Below are 18,595 nucleotides of genomic sequence, written 5' to 3' on the forward strand. Positions count from 1 at the left end.
ATCAGCCGGGATGCCCGCAACCTATGACGACTTCCCCAGCCTGCGCTGCGAACCCGGCGACAACGGAATCCTCAACCTGGTGCTCGACGCCCCCGGGCTGAACTCGGTCGGACCACAGATGCACCGCGACCTCGCCGACGTCTGGCCGGTGATCAACCGCGATCCCAACGTCAACGTCGTCCTGGTCCGAGGCGAAGGCAAGGCGTTCTCCTCCGGCGGCAGCTTCGACCTGATCGACGAGACGATCGGTGACTACGAGGGCCGGATCCGCATCATGCGTGAGGCCCGCGACCTGGTGCTCAACCTGGTCAACTTCGACAAGCCGGTGGTGTCGGCGATCAGGGGCCCCGCCGTCGGCGCCGGCCTGGTGGTGGCGCTGCTGGCTGACATCTCGGTGGCGGGGCGGACGGCGAAGATCATCGACGGGCACACCAAGCTGGGCGTGGCCGCCGGGGACCATGCGGCGATCTGCTGGCCGCTGCTGGTCGGCATGGCCAAGGCCAAGTACTACCTGCTGACCTGCGAGACGCTCTCCGGCGAAGAGGCCGAACGGATCGGCCTGGTGTCGACCTGCGTCGATGACGACGACGTGCTGGCCACCGCCACCAAGCTGGCGGAAAATCTGGCCGCCGGCGCGCAGCAGGCGATCCGCTGGACCAAGCACAGCCTCAACCACTGGTATCGCATGTTCGCCCCGGCCTTCGAGACCTCACTCGGCCTGGAATTCATCGGCTTCAGCGGCCCTGACGTGCAGGAAGGGTTGGCCGCGCACCGCGAGAAGCGCCCGGCCCGGTTTGACAGCCGTCCGTCGAGCTGAGCCCGATTCGGCGCGCCTGTGCGCGCGTGTCGACCGATGGGTCTACCGTCGAAATTCATGACATCAGCGGTCGAACCCGAGCCATTCCGCGAAGCGGTCGCGGCGATGAACGGTGTCACCGTGCGGCCCGAGATCGAGCTGGGCCCGATTCGCCCACCCCAGCGCCTGGCGCCGTTCAGCTATGCGCTGGGCGCCGAGGTCAAGCACCCGGACCTGGAAATCGTTCCCGAGCGATCCGAAGGTGACGCGTTCGGCCGGCTCATCCTGCTGTACGACCCCGAGGGCTCCGATGCCTGGGACGGCACCATCCGCCTGGTCGCCTACATCCAGGCGGACCTGGACTCCCACGAGGCCATTGATCCCCTGCTGCCGGAAGTCGCGTGGAGTTGGCTGTCCGAGGCGCTGGACTCGCACACCAAACACATGACCGCGCTGGGCGGGACGGTCACCGCCACTACGTCGGTGCGTTACGGCGACATCTCCGGTCCTCCGCGCGCCCACCAGCTGGAGCTGCGCGCATCGTGGACTGCCACCACCCCGGATGTGGGCAGCCACGTCCAGGCGTTCTGCGACGTTCTCGAGCACGCCGCGGGTCTGCCGCCGGCCGGTGTCACCGACCTGAGTTCACGGTCACGCGCCTGACATGTGCCCCGACCCGTCTCCGGCGGAGACCGATCCGCCGGGCAGCACGGAGCCCGAAGTTCCGCTGCTCTTGCACCCGGCCGACGGCATGCCGAATCTGTCCGTGTACGCCAGCGACATCGCCGCGGCCGCCGAACAGCTCGACCGGGGCCACGGCCCCTTCGCCGTGGATGCCGAACGGGCCTCGGGGTTCCGCTATTCCAACCGCGCCTATCTGATCCAGATTCGCCGGTCCGGCGCCGGCACCGTGCTGATCGACCCGGTCAGTCACGGCGGTGATCCGCTCGACGTCCTGCAACCGGTGGCCGAGGTGCTCGGCCAAGACGAATGGATTCTGCACTCCGCCGACCAGGACCTGCCCTGCCTGGCCGAGGTCGGCATGCGGCCGCCGGCGCTGTATGACACCGAATTGGCCGGCCGCCTGGCCGGATTCGATCGGGTCAACCTGGCGACCATGGTCGAACGGTTACTGGGCCAGGGCCTGGCCAAAGGACACGGCGCCGCCGACTGGTCCAAACGCCCGCTGCCGTCGGCCTGGCTCAACTACGCCGCACTGGACGTGGAACTGCTCATCGAGTTGCGCCACGCGATCGCTCAGGTGCTCGCCGAGCAAGGCAAAACCGATTGGGCCGCACAGGAATTCGAACATCTGCGGACATCCGAGGAGCGGCTGTCCGCCGCGCCCACCCGGCGTGACCGCTGGCGCCGCACCTCGGGCATCCACAAGGTGCACGATCGCCGGGCGCTGGCCGCGGTCCGCGAGTTGTGGACCACCCGCGACCGGATCGCCCAGCGGCGTGACATCGCGCCGCGCCGGATCCTGCCGGATTCGGCCATCATCGACGCCGCGTTGGCCGACCCGAAGTCCGTCGACGAACTGGTGGCGTTACCGGTGTTCGGTGGCCGCAATCAGCGCCGCAGTGCGCCGATGTGGTTGGCGGCGTTGGAGGCGGCCCGGCAGAATCACGATCTGCCGGACGTCGCGGAGCAGTCCGCCGGACCGCCACCGCCCGCGCGGTGGAGCCGCCGCAAGCCTGACGCCGCCGCGCGACTGGAAGTCGCCCGCGCAGCGCTGGCCGGATTGTCGGAGCGGGTGAGTATCCCGACCGAGAACCTGGTCTCGCCGGACCTCGTGCGCCGGCTGTGCTGGGACTGGGAGAGCCTCGCCGCGGCGGGCGACGACGCCGTCGCCGTTGCCGAGGAGTACCTGCACGCCGGGCAGGCGCGGCCCTGGCAGCGCGAGCTCGTCGTCCCCGTGCTGGCCGCTGCGGTGACGCGGGCCCCGCAGGCCGGCTCCGGAGCCGACTAGTCCAGCTGCTCGCTGATCGCGGACTGTTCGACCGGCGAAGTGCCCAGTGCGGCAACCCAACCCGTGATGCGACGGGCTACATCCTGGTCGGTGAGCCCCAGGTCGGCCAGCACCTCACCGCGCGACGCGTGGTCGTAGAACTCCTGCGGCAGGCCGACATCGCGGCACGGGATATCGATATCCACGGCACGCAGCGCCGCCGACACCGCCGAACCGACACCGCCGGCCACTCCGTTGTCCTCCAGCGTGACCAGCAGCTTGTGCTGAGAGGCCATGTCGCGCAGCACGTCGGGAACCGGCAACACCCAGCGCGGGTCGATCACCGTCACACCGATCCCCTGGTCGAGCAAGCGCTTGGCTACGGCGAGCGCCATCGACGCGAACGCACCGACCGCCACCAGCAGCACGTCGTTGTTCAGGCCGTCCGCCGGCACCGCCAGCACGTCCACCCCGTCGCGCCGTTCGAGGGCCGGAATGTCTTCGCCCACATCACCTTTGGGGAAACGCAGGGCCGTCGGCCCGTCACTGACGTCGAGCGCCTCGCCGAGTTCCTCCCGCAACCGGGTGGCGTCGCGCGGGGCGGCCACCCGCATGCCCGGCACCACACCCAGAATCGACAGGTCCCACATGCCGTTGTGGCTGGGGCCGTCGTTGCCGGTGACGCCGGCGCGGTCGAGGACCATGGTGACCGGCAGTTTGTGCAGCGCCACATCCATCATGATCTGGTCGAACGCCCGATTCAGGAACGTCGAATAGATCGCGACCACCGGGTGCATGCCGCCCATGGCCAGCCCGGCCGCCGACGTCATCGCGTGCTGCTCGGCGATGCCGACGTCGAACAACCGGTCCGGGAACGCTTCCCCGAAGGCCGACAGGCCGGTCGGCCCGGGCATCGCCGCGGTGATGGCCACGATGTCGCGGCGCTTGCGGCCCACATCGATCAGTGCCTCGGCGAACGTCGACGTCCAACCCGGGCCCGCCACCTTGGTCGCCACCCCGGTGACGGGGTCGATCGGCACGGTGGAGTGCATCTGCTCGGCTACGTCGGCCTCGGCCGGGCCGTACCCCATGCCCTTGCGCGTGACGACGTGCACGATCACCGGGGCGCCGAAACCACGGGCGCTGCGCAGCGCCACTTCTACCGCCCGCTCGTCGTGACCGTCGACCGGGCCGACGTATTTCAGGCCGAGATCGGTGAACAGCAGCTGCGGGGACAGCGAGTCCTTGATGCCGGCCTTCACGCTGTGCATGAAGTGGTAGGCCACGTCACCGACCACCGGCACCGCCTGCATCGCGTTGCGTCCGCGCTCGAGCAACCGCTCGTAGGCCGGCTGCAACCGCAGGGTGGCCAGGTGATCGGCCACGCCCCCGATCGTCGGCGCGTAGCTGCGCCCGTTGTCGTTGACGACGATGATCACCGGACGGCGGGAACCGGCGATGTTGTTCAGCGCCTCCCAGCACATGCCGCCGGTGAGCGCGCCGTCGCCGACCACCGCCACCACGTGCCGGTTGCGGTGTCCGGTGAGTTCGAACGCCTTGGCCAGGCCGTCGGCGTACGACAGCGCCGCGCTGGCATGGCTGGATTCGACCCAGTCGTGTTCGCTCTCGGACCGGGACGGATATCCCGACAGGCCGCCCTTCTTGCGCAGGGTCTCGAAGTCCTGGGCGCGGCCGGTCAGCATCTTGTGGACGTAGGCCTGGTGGCCGGTGTCGAAGATGATCGGGTCGTGCGGTGAATCGAACACCCGGTGCAACGCGAGGGTCAGTTCGACGACACCGAGGTTGGGGCCAAGGTGTCCTCCGGTGGCAGCAACCTTATGGATCAGAAACTCGCGGATCTCTTGGGCCAAGTCCCGGAGTTGCTGTTGCGAAAGGTGCTGCAGATCGGCGGGCCCGCGGATCTGTTCCAGCATCTGGCCAGTCTACGCAGCGCGCGCAACCGGAGCAGGGTGAGCGGCCGGTCTAGGCGGCTCCGAACAGTTCGGCGAGCGTGTCGTGCAATTCGGGATCTGCCAGGACGACGACCTCGTCGCCGGCCTGCAGTTCGGTATCGCCGCGCACCGGCACCAGGCCGGTGGTGCGCACGACGATGCTCACCCAAATGTCGCCGACCTGGTCACTGAGCCCCTCGACGGTGCATCCCTGGGCTGTGGAGCCCGGAGCGACGGTGAAGCGGTGGACTCCGTGCGGCTCGTCCGCGAGCCGGACACCGATCTCCCAGGGCTGCGTCTCAACCGTCCGCATCGGCAACCGCAACAGCCTCGCGACTCCGGGCACCGCGCTGCCCTGCACCAGTACCGAGAAGATGACGACGACGACAACGATGCCGTACAGCCGCTCGGCTTCGGGGATGTGCGCGGCGCGCAGGAATTCCCCGAGCAGGATCGGCACCGCACCCTTGAGGCCGGCGAACAGGATGAAACTGCGTTCGTTGCGCTCCAGTCGCACCGGCACCAGGCACGCGCCCACCGCCAGCGGCCGGATCAACGCGGTCAGGCCCACCCCCAGCACCAGCCCGGGAATCCACACGTCCGGGTGGGTGAGTACCCGGAGGTCGACGGTCAGCCCCAGCACCGTGAAGGCGATGATCTCGGCCAGTCCCGCCAGTGCAGCATGGAACCGCTTGATCTCGGGCTTGTACGGGGCGCGCGCGTCCCCGATCACGATGCCCGCGACGAACACCGCCAAGAATCCCGAGCCGTGGGCCAGTGTGGCGATGCCGTACAGCATCAGCGCGCACGCCAGGGTTCGCAGCGGGTAGAGACCTTCGCTGGGCAGGGCGACGCGGCGCATGAAGACGAGCAGGGCGCGCCCGCCGATGAGACCGACGGCCCCGCCGACAGCCATCTGAAGGACGAATTGGGTTCCCACGCCGGCGAAGCCCGCGGCGCTGAGGCCACCGGCGGCGATCAGGCTCGCCATCAGGGAGATGCCCACCGGGTCGTTCGCGCCGGACTCGCCTTCCAGGATGGTGCTGCTGCGACCGGAGATCTCGCGCTTGCCCAACACCGAGAAGACCACGGCCGGATCAGTGGGCGCCACCGCGGTAGCCACCAGAACCGCGGCGTACCAATCGATTCCACACGCGTAATGCAGCATCAGCGTCGCCCCGGCCGCGGTGAGCGCGGTCCCGAGGACGCCGACCGACAGAATCGGGGCCGTCGCCGCGCGGAAGCGCGCGGGGCCGATATGCATGCCGCCGTCGAACAGCACCAACACCAGCGCGATGGTCAGCACCCGCTCCACGGTCCGCTCGGCCGGCGGCTGCACCACCGGCACCGCGTGTACCGTCACCGCTGCGCCCACCAGAACGAGCAGGGGCACCGGAATTTTCACCCGCTCGGTCAGACGGTTCGCCAGCACAGCGATCAATCCGACGCCACTGGAGAACAAGACGATCAGTGCGTAGCGGGCGCTCTCGTTCATCGGAGCCGCCTCTGACCCTCACGATTCACAGCCGGTACGTTAGCGGCGATGTGCTGCGGCCGTCCGGCAGCGGAACCTTCGGTGTTAAGGCGCCGGCCGGTAGCACATTCCGGCACCAGCGCTCCGTGGATGCGGCCAACACTGACCACCCGCACGGACCGTTCTTCGGTGGTAGGCACCTACGCCTTTCGATCGGTCGACACAAGCGTCGCCGACCAGACTTCCCGGCACACCGCGACGGAGTATATCAGCGGGCTGCGGTAGCACCTTTTGCTTGAGCTTCGATCACAGCCGCGGACTGCGGGATGTGGCGCAGCAGCCCTGTGCCGCTGGCGCGCTACAGGTTTGATGTAAAAACGACTGCTGCACAGAGCACTTCGCACACCGATGAGGTTAGGACGACCCCGCGCACCGCATTCGCCAGGAGCTGTCAGGACAACCTACAGATCGACGATCGCGGCAGAGCCCTGCGTCGGGACAGTATCGTTCTGCTGGTGGCCACGCAGACGGTTTCCCTGAAACGTGTTGGCAGCGTTGCGTTGAACGACCTTATCGGTATGTGCGCCGAGTCTGGCGACGGTGTGCCGTACCCGCTGTGGCGCACGGAAAGGGAGCCGTACTGGGGCGAGCTCGAACAGGCGACGGTGCCCTTCACCGCGCGAATGGATGCCGACTTCCGGCACCTTCGTCAATGGGCGGAGACGTACAAGGAAGCTGACATCTGGGTTGAGTGCCGGCTCAAGCCGTTCGCGCCCGCGATTCCCCCTGTCCGGCTGGTTGCCCACCGAGCAGGTGAAGCCGGCTTTGTCGCGGTACAGCGTCCGACCGCTGAAGTCGTTGACGTGTACAGCCTTTCGCCGTTGGATATTGGAGCGGCGACCGCAGGTTTGACCGGGCTCACCCAGCCGGGGAGGCGTTCGGCCATCTGCATACCAGGCTTTCTGGCGAACTTCGGCGACCGCGACCTCGGGTGGGCAGGCGGTTCAGAGGACGAAAGCTACGCCGATGTGAACATCCGCGAGCGGCCGAATGTGCGAAGCACCACCACAATTTCCGACTTCGACGACGTGACGCTGATGGCAACCGTGCAGTCCCGTGCTGAACCTTCGGCGGTCCGCGGGGTGGACTGGGCGCGCGGCGTTGTGGTCTTGGTGCGGATCACGGGAGACGGAGACTATGTGTACACACCGGATCGCAGCCGGGCAGTACCCGTGACGGCACAAAGCCTGCGGGCTCGAATCGACGATCTCATCGCTGCCGATGTGGCAATCCTTCGACGACGCCGCGGCCTTACCTGAGGCAGTTCGCTCACTGCTGAGGCTATTTACTTGCCAACTTTCGCCAGGGTCCGCTTCGCCTGCAGTCGCACTTCGCTGTCAGGGTCCTCGAGAAGTGGCTCGATGTGCGGACGCAGGGACGCCGGTAGATGCTTGATGACCCGCAGCGACCGCAGGATGTACGGCCGGACCGACGGGTCGTCGAGTTCACTGAGGGCCACCGACAACCCATCGTCGGGGTCGGCGCGCAGCAACCACTCGAAGATCTGTGCTCGTCCGTAGCCCAACGTGCGGTCGACCGCCAATTGGCGCATCCGCGGGTAGTCGGTCGGCGCCGCGAGATACTTCAGTGCAGTCCCGATCGTTGCCAGGATGATCGGGGGGGCGGGTGGCTGCAGATAGAAGCTGTCGAACAAGAGTGGCACTGCTTCGGTGCCCATCGCGTCGATCGTGGTCAACGACCGGTAGAGAGCTTCTCGGAAATCGTGCAGCTCGGCTGGAGTAGTAAGCCCGCTTTTTGCCTCGACGTTCTGGAGCCAGTCGATCAGGACGGGTAGCAACTCCGGATACCGTTTGTCGGTATTGATGAGATCTGTGATGGTGCGAAACGGCAGTCCTGCCTTTTTGGCAGCTTTAGCAATGTCGTGACTGAGCCGTTCATGCGCCCGTATCCATTGCGCTGGTGCAGGCATTAGTTCAACGCCATTCTGATAAGGCGCAGTTGACCACTGTTGACCAGCTGCTGAAGGGGTCCCGAAATTGCGGTACGCGTATCGACTACCAAAGTCATGGTATAGCCTCTTTGACTAGCATAAGCCAACATGTCCTCGATTTGTTTCGTTTTACCCACGGAATTTACATTCTTTACTTCGGTAAGTTCTCGGGATATCGGATCGATTCTATCAGGTATTCTTGTTCGCCCGTTGATAACAATCTCCGTCTTTGGAACATTGGGATCGATCCCGGCTTTCAGCTCACCGATCCGACCTTTGAGGTTGTTTTTCATGCCCTGCGTCCGGGCACTCTTCAGCTGCATCTGAAGAAATCTGATGAGCTTCTCATTCTGGCTTGACGCGCGAGACCCGGCAAAGAACTCTGATATCTTCTTAAACGCCTTCAGTCTCTTGACCGCCTGGATGACGTCTCTGATTTTCATGGCATACCGCGCGATCGTAGCGGCGGCCTTCCCACCTGCTACTGCAGCACCAGCTCCGAAGGATACGAATGACGAAAGAATGCCTATCGCGGCAGTAACGGCAAGGTCGATCGCAAGTGATTGTAGAATATCGTCAAGTTCGTTGCGTAATTCAGTGAGATATTCGAAGTGGTTGGCGCATGCATCTCTGAGCGAGTTGGCGAGGCTTGTGTAGTCTTGGACGAGCGAACCAAGTTCCTCCAGATCCTCGACGATGATATCGACCTCGTCGCCGTTGAGTTCGTCGAACTTCGATGAAATCGCATTGACCTTGTCGGCGAAGTTCATCGACTGACCTGATCCGAGTCGGGCCCAGGCGTTCTCTGCTTTTTTCAGTTTCTCCGTATCGCCGTCGGGAACGGGGATGCCGATCTCTTCGAGCAGACCGATGTTCTCCATCAATCCGTCGCTGCTACCACCGCTGGCTCGCGGAATGTTGACGCACGAGGCGAGAAGCTCGCCGGGATCGGCGGGCGGGGGCATCGGGGCGCCACCGTTGATATTCGAATCGGCCTCCGCGTCGGCGTGATTTATACCCGCTTGACGCAGCACGCGACCGTAGTTTTGCACCGCGGCCGCAAGATCGCGGCCGAACATTTCGATCCGACTGGCTTGCTCGTCGTAGGCCTCGCCGAATTCTTTGCCGCGCTCGTCCTTCCCCGCCATGCCTTCGGTGCCGGCAAGATCCTCGGCGAGGGTGGCCTGCGCGCGCTGCAGCGCCTGGGCGACGTCGAAAAGTGCGGTCGCGCCGTCAAAGTAACTCTGGGTGTTGATCCTGTCGACCACGAACTACCGCCCGAGCATGGCGCGGTTTGCCGACTTCGCGGCCGAATAGTTGTCATGTGCTCGCTGAGCCGCAGCCCGCATCTCCGCCATTTCACCGTTGGCACGCGTAATCAGCTCGGACCATTGAGCGTGCCTGTCCTGGAACGCATCGCCCGTCTGCCCCATGAGTGCCTCCTGGCATGGAGCAGCGACGTCGCTATGCACTGTCTCGATCGCCGTCGTGATATCGCGCACGAGGCGTTCGATCCTGTCAGTTGTCTCCTGCAGCAGCTTGAGATCGACGGAATACTCGACCACCGGAACCCCCCGCCGTCACTCGACCAGGTCTGACTCGACGAAGGCGGCAGTGCTGCGGCTGACGTGCTCGCCGAGGCGATCAAGCTCCGCGGCCATCGACTGCAGCAACGGCAAAAGCTCGCGCCAAGCATCCGAATAGGCCATCGCGGCATCGCCTTTCCAGGTAGCCACGAGGTCTTCGACATCCTGGTCGACGGACCTGAGGTACGCGGTCACCGCCTCCGACTGTTCGCGCGCAACGGCGCCCGCATGCAGTGCTGCACCCGGATCGACGAACAGGGGCCTGCTCATCAGCGGTACTCGCGGGTGAACAGCCGATGGTCCGCGACCGCTGAGCGGGGCGTGCCGAGATCGAAGGTGGCGCTGTCCGGGATCTCGTAGGGGAAAACCATCTGAATGGCGATGTCGCGGTGCTCGAGGTGAATCTCGATCAACGTGTCCGCGGAGTCATCGCTGACTCTGCTGACAATGGCGAACGATCTGATTGCCGACGCCGAACTCCGCAGGGAGTTCACCAATTCCTCGCGGCTGGACAGGCCGTGTGAATCCTCAGCCATCACGACCGACTTGCCGCCCCTTGCGTCGACCGCGATTGCGGTCGGGTCCAACCCCCAGTTGCGTACCAGGTTGTTCGCTGCGATGTCGATACACTCATCCAGCAGCGCATCGAAGTCAGCCTGACAATCGTCGCTGGCCGTTTCCCGCCACGACACACTCATTCGATCTCCGCTCTGGTCTTCTCGCGCGGGCCTCCGAACCGTACCGGCCGGCCCGGCCCGGCGTCCCCTCCATGTGCCTGCGCGCTGACCCCACTGCCGTCAGCTCACGTCCCCGTGTAGGGCAAATCCTAACAACGGGCTGACGTACATTTCGGCGCCAATTCATGCGTCACCCCGTCTGCCACCCCCTAACGGGTCAACAGCGCCACGCACTCGACGTGATGGGTCAGCGGGAACGCATCGAACACCCGGATCTTCTCGACGGCGTAGCCGTGCCCCCGGTACAAGCCGATGTCACGGGCGAAAGACGCCGCCTCACAACCGATGTGAACCACCCTCGGCACGCCGGCAGCGGCCAGCAGATCGACCACTTCGCGGCCGGCGCCGGTGCGCGGCGGGTCGAGCACCGCAACGTCGGCGCAGCTGTCCTGCGCTGTCAGCGCGCGGCGCACCGAATCAGTGACAACCTCGACCTGCGGCAGGTCAGCCAAGGCGGCACGCGCCGCTCCCGTCGCCCCACGCGCGGTGTCGACCGAAAGCACCCGGCCCGCCTCCCCCACCGCGGCGCCGAGCACCGCGGCGAACACTCCGGCACCGCCATAGAGGTCCCATGCCGTCGCACCGGACGCGGGTTGTGCCCAGTCGGCGACCAAGTCGCTGTAGACGCGGGCGCCCTCGCGATGTGACTGCCAGAACGCCGTCACCGGTACGCGCCAGCTGCGTGCACCGACCCGCTGCACGGCGTGGTAGTCACCTTCGATCACCTGCGACACCGCGCGTTTGCCGTGTCGCACCGTACGCAGCACATGACGCTCACCGTCGTCGTCGACGACGACGTGCACGTGGGCGCCGGCCGGCCAGTCGGCCCCGGACAGCCCGTCGAGCATCCCCACCGGCAACTGGCCGCAGCGCAGATCGGTGACCAACTGGTCGCTGTGGTAGCGATGAAATCCGGGGCGCCCGTCGGATCCGACGTCGAGGCGAACCCGGGTTCGCCACCCGGTCGACCCGGCGGAGAGCGCTTCGGCCGCGCCCGTCCAGCTGTGTCCGCCGAGACGGTCCAGCTGATTCGACACCACCTGCGCCTTGAGGTCGCGTGCCGCCGCCGGCGCGGCGAAAGCCAGGTCGCAGCATCCGGCGCCGTCCACACCGGCGATCGGGCATAACGAGTCCGTGCGGCTCTCGGACGCCTCGAGAACCTCGATAACCTCTGCGTGCCAATAAGATCCGCGATCGGCCGTCACCCGGGCCCGCACCCGTTCGCCGGGCAGCGCATAGCGGACGAAGACCACGCGGCCCTCGTGATGCGCAATGCAACTGCCGCCGTTCGCGGGGGCGCCGGTGACCAAAGTCAGTTCCCCGCCGGCGGATTCGAGGTTCAATCGAATATGCCCCGTCGGGCGTCCCCGGGTGCGACACGCGGCTGCAGCGTCTTGATCCGTTCCGAGGACGTCAGCTGCCAGGGCACCGATGTGACCATGACGCCCGGCATGAACAGCAGACGCCCTTTGAGCCGCAGCGCACTCTGGTTGTGCAGCAACTGTTCCCACCAGCGACCCACCACGTACTCCGGGATGAACACCGTGACCACCGTGCGCGGCGATTCCTTGCTGACCCGTTTGACGTAATCGAGTACCGGACGGGTGATTTCACGGTAGGGGGAGGCGATCACCTTCAACGGGACGCTGATGTCGCTTTCTTCCCATTCGTGCTTGAGTTCGCGGGTCTCGCCGTCGTCGACGCTCACCGTGACGGCCTCGAGCACATCGGGCCGGGTGGCGCGGGCATAGGCCAGGGCCCGCAGCGTGGGCAGATGCAGCTTCGACACCAGCACCAGAGCGTGGTTGCGACTGGGCAGCACTATTTCGTCGCCGTGCTCGGCGGCCTGCTCGGCCAATTCGCGGGTGACGCCGTCGTAATGCCGGCGGATCAGCTTCATCAGTGCGAACAGCAGTGTCATGGCGACCAGAGCGATCCAGGCACCGGCCAGGAATTTGGTGACCATGACGACCAACAACACCGCGCCGGTCGCGAGGAACCCGATCGTATTGACGATCCGCGAACGGTGCATCCGCCGCCGCTCCGCCGGATCGGTTTCGGTGCGCAGCAGCCGGGTCCAGTGCCGCACCATGCCAATCTGACTCAGCGTGAAGGAAATGAACACGCCGACGATGTAGAGCTGGATCAAGGCGCTCAGTTCAGCACGGAACGCAACGATCGCCAGCAGCGCAGACAGGGACAGGAACGCGATCCCGTTGGAGAACGCCAATCGGTCGCCGCGCGTATGGAACTGGCGGGGCAGGTAGCTGTGCTGGGCCAGCACCGAACCGAGCACCGGGAAGCCGTTGAACGCGGTGTTGGCCGCCAGCACCAAGATCAAGGCGGTTACGGCGGTGATCAGCACGAAACCGATGTGGAAGTTGCCGAATACCGTTTCCGCCAGTTGAGTAACCAGCGTCTTCTGGTAGTAGCCGGCCGGGGCCCCGGCCAGTTGTGTCGCCGGATCGCTGACCAGCTGCACGCCGATCTTCTTGGCCAGCACGATGATGCCCATCAGCAGAGTGACCGCGATGGCGCCGAGCATCAGGAGGGTGGTGGCGGCGTTCTTGGACTTGGGCTTTTCGAATGCGGGCACGCCGTTGCTGATCGCCTCGACACCGGTGAGCGCCGCGCACCCCGAGGAGAACGCCCGCGCCATCAGGAAAACCAGCGCGAAGCCCAGGATCTTGCCGTGCTCGGCATGCATGTGGAAGCCGGCGGACTCGGCCCGCAGCGGGTTTCCCAACACGAAGATGCGGAACAGACCCCAGCCGATCATGGCCGTGACGCCGATGATGAAGCCGTAGGTGGGGATGGCGAACGCCAGCCCGGATTCCCGCACGCCGCGCAGATTCATCGCCGTCACCAGCAGGATCGCGGCCACACAGAACCACACCTTGTGGTGGGCCACGATTGGCACCGCCGAGCCGATGTTCGACATCGCTGACGCCGTCGAAACCGCAACGGTGAGAACGTAATCCACCATCAGGGCACTGGCCACCGTCAGGCCGGCGTTGGGCCCGAGATTGGTGGTGACCACCTCATAGTCACCGCCGCCGGAGGGGTAGGCGTGCACGTTCTGCCGGTAGCTGGCCACCACCACCAACATGACCGCCGCCACCGCCAGACCGATCCACGGCGCCAGCGCGTAGGCCGCCAGTCCGCCGATCGACAGCATGAGGAAGACCTCTTCGGGGGCATAGGCCACCGAGGACAGCGCGTCGGAGGCGAACACCGGCAGCGCGATGCGCTTTGGCAGCAGCGTGTGGGCCAGCCGGTCGCTGCGAAACGGCCGTCCGATCAGCAGCCGGCGCGCAGCGGTTGAAAGTTTGGACACGAGAGCCAAGAGTAAGCCCACCTGGCTTTAGCGGTAGCGTTCCGTAGGCGAGAATTCTCACGACCGAAATCGGCCCGCCAGCGAAGGTTGCCGATCACAATGACGCGCAGGACACAACCGAAAGGACCTCCGAGTGAAGGTGGTTGTGATGGGTTGCGGCCGGGTCGGTTCTTCGGTGGCAGACGGACTGTACCGAATCGGCCATGACGTGTCGGTCATCGACCGCGACAGCGCCGCGTTCAACCGGCTCAGTCCGGAGTTCGATGGCGACCGGGTGCTCGGTCAGGGTTTCGACCGCGACGTGCTGCTGCGGGCCGGCATCGAGGGAGCCGACGCATTCGCCGCGGTGTCCTCCGGCGACAACTCCAACATCATCTCGGCGCGGCTGGCCCGCGAGACCTTCGGCGTGCGGCGCGTGGTCGCGCGAATCTATGACGCCAAGCGCGCCGAGGTCTACGAACGCCTGGGCATCCCGACGATCGCGACCGTCCCGTGGACCACCGATCGCCTGCTCAACGCCCTGACGCAGGAGACTGAGACGGCGAAATGGCGAGATCCGACGGGTACCGTCGCGGTCGCGCAGGTGGTGCTGCACGAAGACTGGGTCGGACACCGCGCGACCGACTTGGAGCAGGCCACCGGCGCCCGGGTGGCATTCCTGATCCGCTTCGGGACCGGCATCCTGCCCGAACCCAAGACCGTGCTGCAGGCCGGCGATCAGGTCTATGTCGCCGCTATCTCCGGGCGCGCCGCCGAAGCCGTGGCCATTGCGGCTTTGCCGCCGAGCGAGGACTTGGACAAGTGAAACGCGGGCACAAGGACGCCGACTTGCCCTATTTCCAAGCCGGCGTTAAGGAGTGGCGCAAATGAAGGTAGCTGTTGCCGGCGCCGGTGCCGTCGGGCGCTCGGTCACCCGCGAACTCGTCGCCAACAATCACGACGTGACGCTGATCGAGCGCAACGCCGATCATCTCGACACCGACGCCATCCCGGCCGCGCACTGGCTGCTGGGTGACGCCTGCGAGTTGAGCCTGCTCGAGCATATGCATCTCGAGGATTTCGACGTGGTCGTCGCCGCCACCGGTGACGACAAGGTGAACGTGGTGCTCAGCCTGCTGGCCAAGACCGAATTCGCGGTTCCGCGGGTGGTGGCCCGGGTCAACGACCCGCGCAACGAATGGCTGTTCACCGATGCGTGGGGCGTCGACGTGGCGGTGTCCACACCACGGATGCTCGCTTCGCTGATCGAGGAGGCCGTCGCGGTGGGCGATCTGGTGCGGCTCATGGAGTTCCGCAAGGGCCAGGCCAATCTGGTCGAGATCACCCTGCCCGACGACACCCCGTGGGGCGGCAAGCCGGTGCGCAAGCTGCAGTTGCCGCGCGACGTCTCACTGGTGACCATCTTGCGGGGTCCGCGGGTGATCGTCCCGGAGGGCGACGAGCCGCTGGAAGGCGGGGACGAGTTGCTGTTCGTCGCGGTCACCGAAGCCGAAGAGGAGCTGCGCAGGCTGCTGCTGCCCAGCAGCTAGTCGCGAACGGGCTCGCCGTCGATCTCGGCCGCCACCGGGCGCTCCGCGGCCGGTAATGCCCTCAGCACGACCTTGATCGCCCCGTACGTCACCAGGGCGGCCAGCGCCGTCAGCGGCCACCCCATGGCGATCCGCGTCACCCCCAGCCAGCCGGTCTTGCCGAGCTCGTACAGATGGCCCTGGACGCCGAAACGCGCGATGAACACGACCGTCCAGCACAGCGTCGCGATGTCGAACGCGTACACCGCCCGCGACACCGCGCGCCAGCCGTTGTCGCGGCCGCTCGCCCAGCTCCAGAGGTAACCGACCAACGGACGCCGGATCACGATCGACGCCGCGAAGACGACCGCCCAGACCAGCGACATCCAGATGCCCAGCAGGAAGTAGCCCTTGGACTGTCCGACCAGATACGCGATCAACGCGCACACGGCCACACCGAAGAATCCGGACAGCGCCGGCTGCAGGGAATCTCGACGGATCAGCCGCCACAGCAGAACCAGGGCCGCCGCGGCCAGCGCGCTGGCGATGGCGGCCAGCAGGCCGGCGACGCTGGAAGCGATCACGAACGTGACGACGGGAAGCGTGGAATAGACCAGGCCGCTCACGCCGCCGGCCTGTGCCAGCATGCGCTCGGCACTGAAACGATTAGCGCTCACGGTAATTCGGTGCGCTGGTGACGGCGGAAATCGTCACCGCTGAATTTCGTAGTGCGGGTTGTAGATGGCCTTGGTGCCGTTCTCCATCTTGCCCATCCGGCCCCGGACCCGCAGGGTGCGTCCCGACTCGATGCCGGGGATGCGCCGCTGCCCCAACCAGACCAGCGTGACTGTGTCGCTGCCGTCGAACAATTCCGCACGAACCCCGCCGGAGCACCCCTTGCCGTTCGTCTCGACGCTGCGCAGCGTGCCCACCATCGTGACCTCCTGGCCCCGCTGGCAGTCGATTGCTCGCTGCGCGCCGGTACTGAGGACTTCGTCGGACAGTTCTTCGACGTCGCGTTGCTCCGGGTCCTCCGTCAACCGACGGGTGAGCCGGCGTAGATAACCTTGGGCCCCCATGGCCACTCCTGACACCTCAACGTCGTTAAGAAAGCTATGTCTCAAATCAGCATTCCACCATGCCAACGGTCACCGTAGACCTGTTGGTTCCCGCATGCCACACAGATGAAACCACTGATATTCGGGTGTCTCACAACACCAGGCACTATGGGGAGGTGGTGATCGACCTGAGCGGTGTCACAACGGTGCTGCTGGCGGGCACCGGATCCGACGACAACTACGTCTACCGGGCCTTTTCAACCCCGTTGCAGGCATCTGGTGCGGTGTTGGTCACACCTGCGCCGCAACCACAGGGATTGATCGACGGCTATCTGGCCGCGCTCGACGACGCGGCGCAATCCGGACCCATCGCGGTCGGCGGAGTGTCGATCGGTGCGGCCGTTGCGGCGACCTGGGCGCTGGCTCACCCCGAGCGCACCGTGGCCGTGCTGGCGGCGCTGCCGGCCTGGACCGGGGACCCAGGCCCGGCACCGGCGGCTCTCGCCGCGCAGTACACGGCTTCGCAGTTGCGCCGCGACGGCCTGGAAGCCACGACGGCACAGATGCGGGCCTCGAGCCCGCCGTGGCTGGCCGACGAGCTGGCCCGGTCCTGGGCGGTGCAGTGGCCGCTACTGCCGGACGCCATGGAGGAGGCGGCGTCGTACGTGGCACCGAGCTGCGCCGAACTGACGCGGCTGGTCCCGCCGTTGGGCGTGGCGGCCGCGGTCGACGACCCGATTCACCCCTTGCAGGTCGGCGCGGACTGGGCGAGCGCCGCACCCCGCGCCGCCTTGCGCACGGTTACCCTCGACGAGATCGGCGCGCACCCGGCGGCCCTGGGGGCCGCGTGCCTGGCGGCGCTGGACGACGCCCGCAGTCTCGATCGCTGACCGGTGAAAGTCAGCCGCCGGTCGAGGTGCTGCGCAACTGCTGCATCGCCGAACCTTCGGTGCTGCGACGCGCCGCGGGCTCATTGGACGGGGCTGGCGCCTCAGGCTGATCGGGCGCCTGCTCACCGGCCTGCTGAGCGGCTGCGGCCTCCCGCAGCTGCTGCACCATCGGTTCGGGCAGCTGCACCGGCAGCGGGGTGCGTACCGGCAGCGGAGTGTCGCCACGGCGAACCACGGTGTCCGCCAACGCCTCACGCGCCTCGTCGGTCAGCGCGTCGATGGTCTCGTGCGGTCCGTTGACCACGCACCGGATCATCCAGCGGTAGCCGTCGACGCCGATGAAGCGCACCGCACCGGATGCGCTGCCCACGACTTCACGTCCCCACGGACCGTCCTTGATGGACACCGTGGCCGAGTCTTTGCGCAAGGAGTCGGCCAACTCGCCGGCCACCTCCCGCCACAGCCCCGCCGTCTTCGGCGCCGCGTAGGCGGCGATGGTGAATCGTCCGTTGGGCGTGACGACCCACACCGCACTGGGCACCCCGGTCTCAGTCAGCTCGACCTGCACCTGGCCCGCCGCGGGCATGGGTATCAGTACCGAGCCCAGGTCGAGGCGCGCCGCCTCGGCGTCGGCCGGATCGTCGAAATCCTCGATGTCGAATGGGCCTTCGACCGCCTCGTCGCCGTCGGCGGGGTCGTCCCCGGCGGCGCTGACGGGCGGATCGGCCGGCTGCGGTTTCGAAGCGCTGTCGTCCTTGCGTGTGCGTCTACCGAATGCTGGCATCAGCCCCGCTCCTTCTCATCGCTTCGTCTCCCGCTCACAGACTCGCGTGGCCGCCGGACGAACCGTGACCACCTTCGCCACGCGACGTTTCGGCCAGCCCGGCTTCATCGAACGACGAAACCTCGACCAATTCGACCAATTCGACCCGCTGCACCAGCAACTGGGCAATCCGGTCGCCGCGGTGCACCACGATCGGGGTGGTGGGGTCGAGGTTGATCAGCGCGACCTTGATCTCGCCGCGATATCCGGCATCGATGGTGCCGGGACTGTTGACGATCGACAGCCCCACCCTCGAGGCCAGTCCCGAACGCGGGTGGATCAACCCGACCATGCCGAACGGGATGGCAACCGCGATGCCGGTGGGCACGAGAGCCCGGTGGCCGGGTGCCAGCTCGACGTCTGCGGCGCTGAACAGGTCGACGCCGGCGTCACCGTGGTGAGCGCGACTGGGCATCGGAAGGCCCGGGTCGAGACGGACTATGGCCAGACTGGTCGACACGGGGGCACAGAC

Annotated in this window: 20 protein-coding genes; 7 read left to right on the forward strand and 13 right to left on the reverse strand. The window is 66.5% G+C overall.

From position 1 onward, the window contains the following. The first annotated feature begins 10 nt into the window (after window positions 1-10). The 3 genes from QXH22_RS02545 to QXH22_RS02555 are packed head-to-tail and all read left to right on the forward strand — an operon-like array spanning window position 11 to window position 2,768. Window positions 11-817, forward strand: coding sequence for an enoyl-CoA hydratase/isomerase family protein (locus tag QXH22_RS02545; RefSeq protein ID WP_306241190.1), 807 nt, complete (start codon window positions 11-13; stop codon window positions 815-817). Window positions 818-874: 57 nt separating this feature from the next. Further along, complete coding sequence (locus QXH22_RS02550) at window positions 875-1,459, forward strand: DUF3000 domain-containing protein (protein ID WP_306241191.1); 585 nt, start codon at window positions 875-877, stop codon at window positions 1,457-1,459. 1 nt (window position 1,460) lies between these two features. After that, window positions 1,461-2,768 (forward strand): ribonuclease D, encoded by a 1,308-nt coding sequence (locus tag QXH22_RS02555; RefSeq protein ID WP_306241192.1) that lies wholly within the window; start codon window positions 1,461-1,463, stop codon window positions 2,766-2,768. On the opposite strand, the gene dxs is transcribed toward QXH22_RS02555, so the two are convergent. Both dxs and QXH22_RS02565 read right to left on the reverse strand, forming a co-directional pair. Next, on the reverse strand, window positions 2,765-4,681 hold the full coding sequence (gene dxs, locus QXH22_RS02560) for a 1-deoxy-D-xylulose-5-phosphate synthase (RefSeq protein ID WP_306241193.1): 1,917 nt from the start codon (window positions 4,679-4,681) through the stop codon (window positions 2,765-2,767). The two genes, QXH22_RS02555 and dxs, sit on opposite strands and share 4 nt — an antisense overlap. A gap of 49 nt (window positions 4,682-4,730) precedes the next feature. Then, a complete protein-coding gene (locus tag QXH22_RS02565; protein WP_306241194.1) occupies window positions 4,731-6,194 on the reverse strand; it encodes a cation:proton antiporter in 1,464 nt (487 codons plus the stop codon). 494 nt (window positions 6,195-6,688) lie between these two features. Between QXH22_RS02565 and QXH22_RS02570 the strand changes: the two genes are divergently transcribed. Further along, the gene (locus QXH22_RS02570) at window positions 6,689-7,492 is read left to right on the forward strand and encodes a hypothetical protein (protein WP_306241195.1); all 804 of its coding nucleotides are present in this window, start codon (window positions 6,689-6,691) and stop codon (window positions 7,490-7,492) included. A gap of 26 nt (window positions 7,493-7,518) precedes the next feature. On the opposite strand, the gene QXH22_RS02575 is transcribed toward QXH22_RS02570, so the two are convergent. The 7 genes from QXH22_RS02575 to QXH22_RS02605 all read right to left on the reverse strand — a co-directional run bounded on the left by QXH22_RS02575 (window position 7,519) and on the right by QXH22_RS02605 (window position 13,844). Continuing rightward, the gene (locus QXH22_RS02575) at window positions 7,519-8,163 is read right to left on the reverse strand and encodes a hypothetical protein (protein ID WP_306241196.1); all 645 of its coding nucleotides are present in this window, start codon (window positions 8,161-8,163) and stop codon (window positions 7,519-7,521) included. Beyond that, window positions 8,163-9,452, reverse strand: a complete 1,290-nt coding sequence (locus QXH22_RS02580; RefSeq protein ID WP_306241197.1) for a putative toxin — start codon at window positions 9,450-9,452, stop codon at window positions 8,163-8,165. The genes QXH22_RS02575 and QXH22_RS02580 overlap by 1 nt, the downstream gene beginning before the upstream one ends. A 3-nt stretch (window positions 9,453-9,455) precedes the next feature. Continuing rightward, a complete protein-coding gene (locus tag QXH22_RS02585) occupies window positions 9,456-9,749 on the reverse strand; it encodes a WXG100 family type VII secretion target (protein ID WP_306241198.1) in 294 nt (97 codons plus the stop codon). A gap of 15 nt (window positions 9,750-9,764) precedes the next feature. Beyond that, window positions 9,765-10,040 carry a WXG100 family type VII secretion target gene (locus tag QXH22_RS02590; protein ID WP_306241199.1) on the reverse strand — a complete coding sequence of 92 codons (276 nt, stop codon included), beginning with the start codon at window positions 10,038-10,040 and terminating at the stop codon, window positions 9,765-9,767. After that, complete coding sequence (locus tag QXH22_RS02595; RefSeq protein ID WP_306274851.1) at window positions 10,040-10,468, reverse strand: hypothetical protein; 429 nt, start codon at window positions 10,466-10,468, stop codon at window positions 10,040-10,042. The genes QXH22_RS02590 and QXH22_RS02595 overlap by 1 nt, the downstream gene beginning before the upstream one ends. 188 nt (window positions 10,469-10,656) lie before the next feature. Next, complete coding sequence (locus QXH22_RS02600; protein WP_306241201.1) at window positions 10,657-11,850, reverse strand: class I SAM-dependent RNA methyltransferase; 1,194 nt, start codon at window positions 11,848-11,850, stop codon at window positions 10,657-10,659. After that, on the reverse strand, window positions 11,847-13,844 hold the full coding sequence (locus QXH22_RS02605; protein WP_306274852.1) for an APC family permease: 1,998 nt from the start codon (window positions 13,842-13,844) through the stop codon (window positions 11,847-11,849). The genes QXH22_RS02600 and QXH22_RS02605 overlap by 4 nt, the downstream gene beginning before the upstream one ends. A gap of 133 nt (window positions 13,845-13,977) precedes the next feature. Between QXH22_RS02605 and QXH22_RS02610 the strand changes: the two genes are divergently transcribed. After that, window positions 13,978-14,649: a TrkA family potassium uptake protein gene (locus QXH22_RS02610; RefSeq protein ID WP_133435350.1), complete on the forward strand. Its 672-nt coding sequence runs from the start codon at window positions 13,978-13,980 to the stop codon at window positions 14,647-14,649. Between the two features lie 61 nt (window positions 14,650-14,710). Beyond that, window positions 14,711-15,373 (forward strand): TrkA family potassium uptake protein, encoded by a 663-nt coding sequence (locus QXH22_RS02615; RefSeq protein ID WP_306241204.1) that lies wholly within the window; start codon window positions 14,711-14,713, stop codon window positions 15,371-15,373. Here QXH22_RS02615 and QXH22_RS02620 read toward each other — a convergent pair. Together QXH22_RS02620 and QXH22_RS02625 are read right to left on the reverse strand one after the other, a co-directional pair. After that, window positions 15,370-16,029 (reverse strand): DUF3159 domain-containing protein, encoded by a 660-nt coding sequence (locus tag QXH22_RS02620; RefSeq protein WP_306241205.1) that lies wholly within the window; start codon window positions 16,027-16,029, stop codon window positions 15,370-15,372. The genes QXH22_RS02615 and QXH22_RS02620 overlap by 4 nt on opposite strands. 33 nt (window positions 16,030-16,062) lie before the next feature. Beyond that, complete coding sequence (locus QXH22_RS02625) at window positions 16,063-16,431, reverse strand: OB-fold nucleic acid binding domain-containing protein (RefSeq protein ID WP_205877551.1); 369 nt, start codon at window positions 16,429-16,431, stop codon at window positions 16,063-16,065. A 155-nt stretch (window positions 16,432-16,586) separates the two neighbouring features. Between QXH22_RS02625 and QXH22_RS02630 the strand changes: the two genes are divergently transcribed. After that, the gene (locus QXH22_RS02630) at window positions 16,587-17,300 is read left to right on the forward strand and encodes an alpha/beta hydrolase (RefSeq protein WP_306274853.1); all 714 of its coding nucleotides are present in this window, start codon (window positions 16,587-16,589) and stop codon (window positions 17,298-17,300) included. 10 nt (window positions 17,301-17,310) lie between these two features. Here QXH22_RS02630 and QXH22_RS02635 read toward each other — a convergent pair whose 3' ends face one another. Together QXH22_RS02635 and dut are read right to left on the reverse strand one after the other, a co-directional pair. Beyond that, window positions 17,311-18,084 carry a DUF3710 domain-containing protein gene (locus QXH22_RS02635; RefSeq protein ID WP_306274854.1) on the reverse strand — a complete coding sequence of 258 codons (774 nt, stop codon included), beginning with the start codon at window positions 18,082-18,084 and terminating at the stop codon, window positions 17,311-17,313. 34 nt (window positions 18,085-18,118) lie between these two features. Continuing rightward, window positions 18,119-18,583 (reverse strand): dUTP diphosphatase, encoded by a 465-nt coding sequence (gene dut, locus QXH22_RS02640; RefSeq protein ID WP_306241208.1) that lies wholly within the window; start codon window positions 18,581-18,583, stop codon window positions 18,119-18,121. Between the last annotated feature and the right edge of the window lie 12 nt (window positions 18,584-18,595).

The organism is Mycobacterium sp. TY814, from assembly GCF_030755175.1.
Taxonomy (GTDB): Bacteria; Actinomycetota; Actinomycetes; order Mycobacteriales; family Mycobacteriaceae; genus Mycobacterium.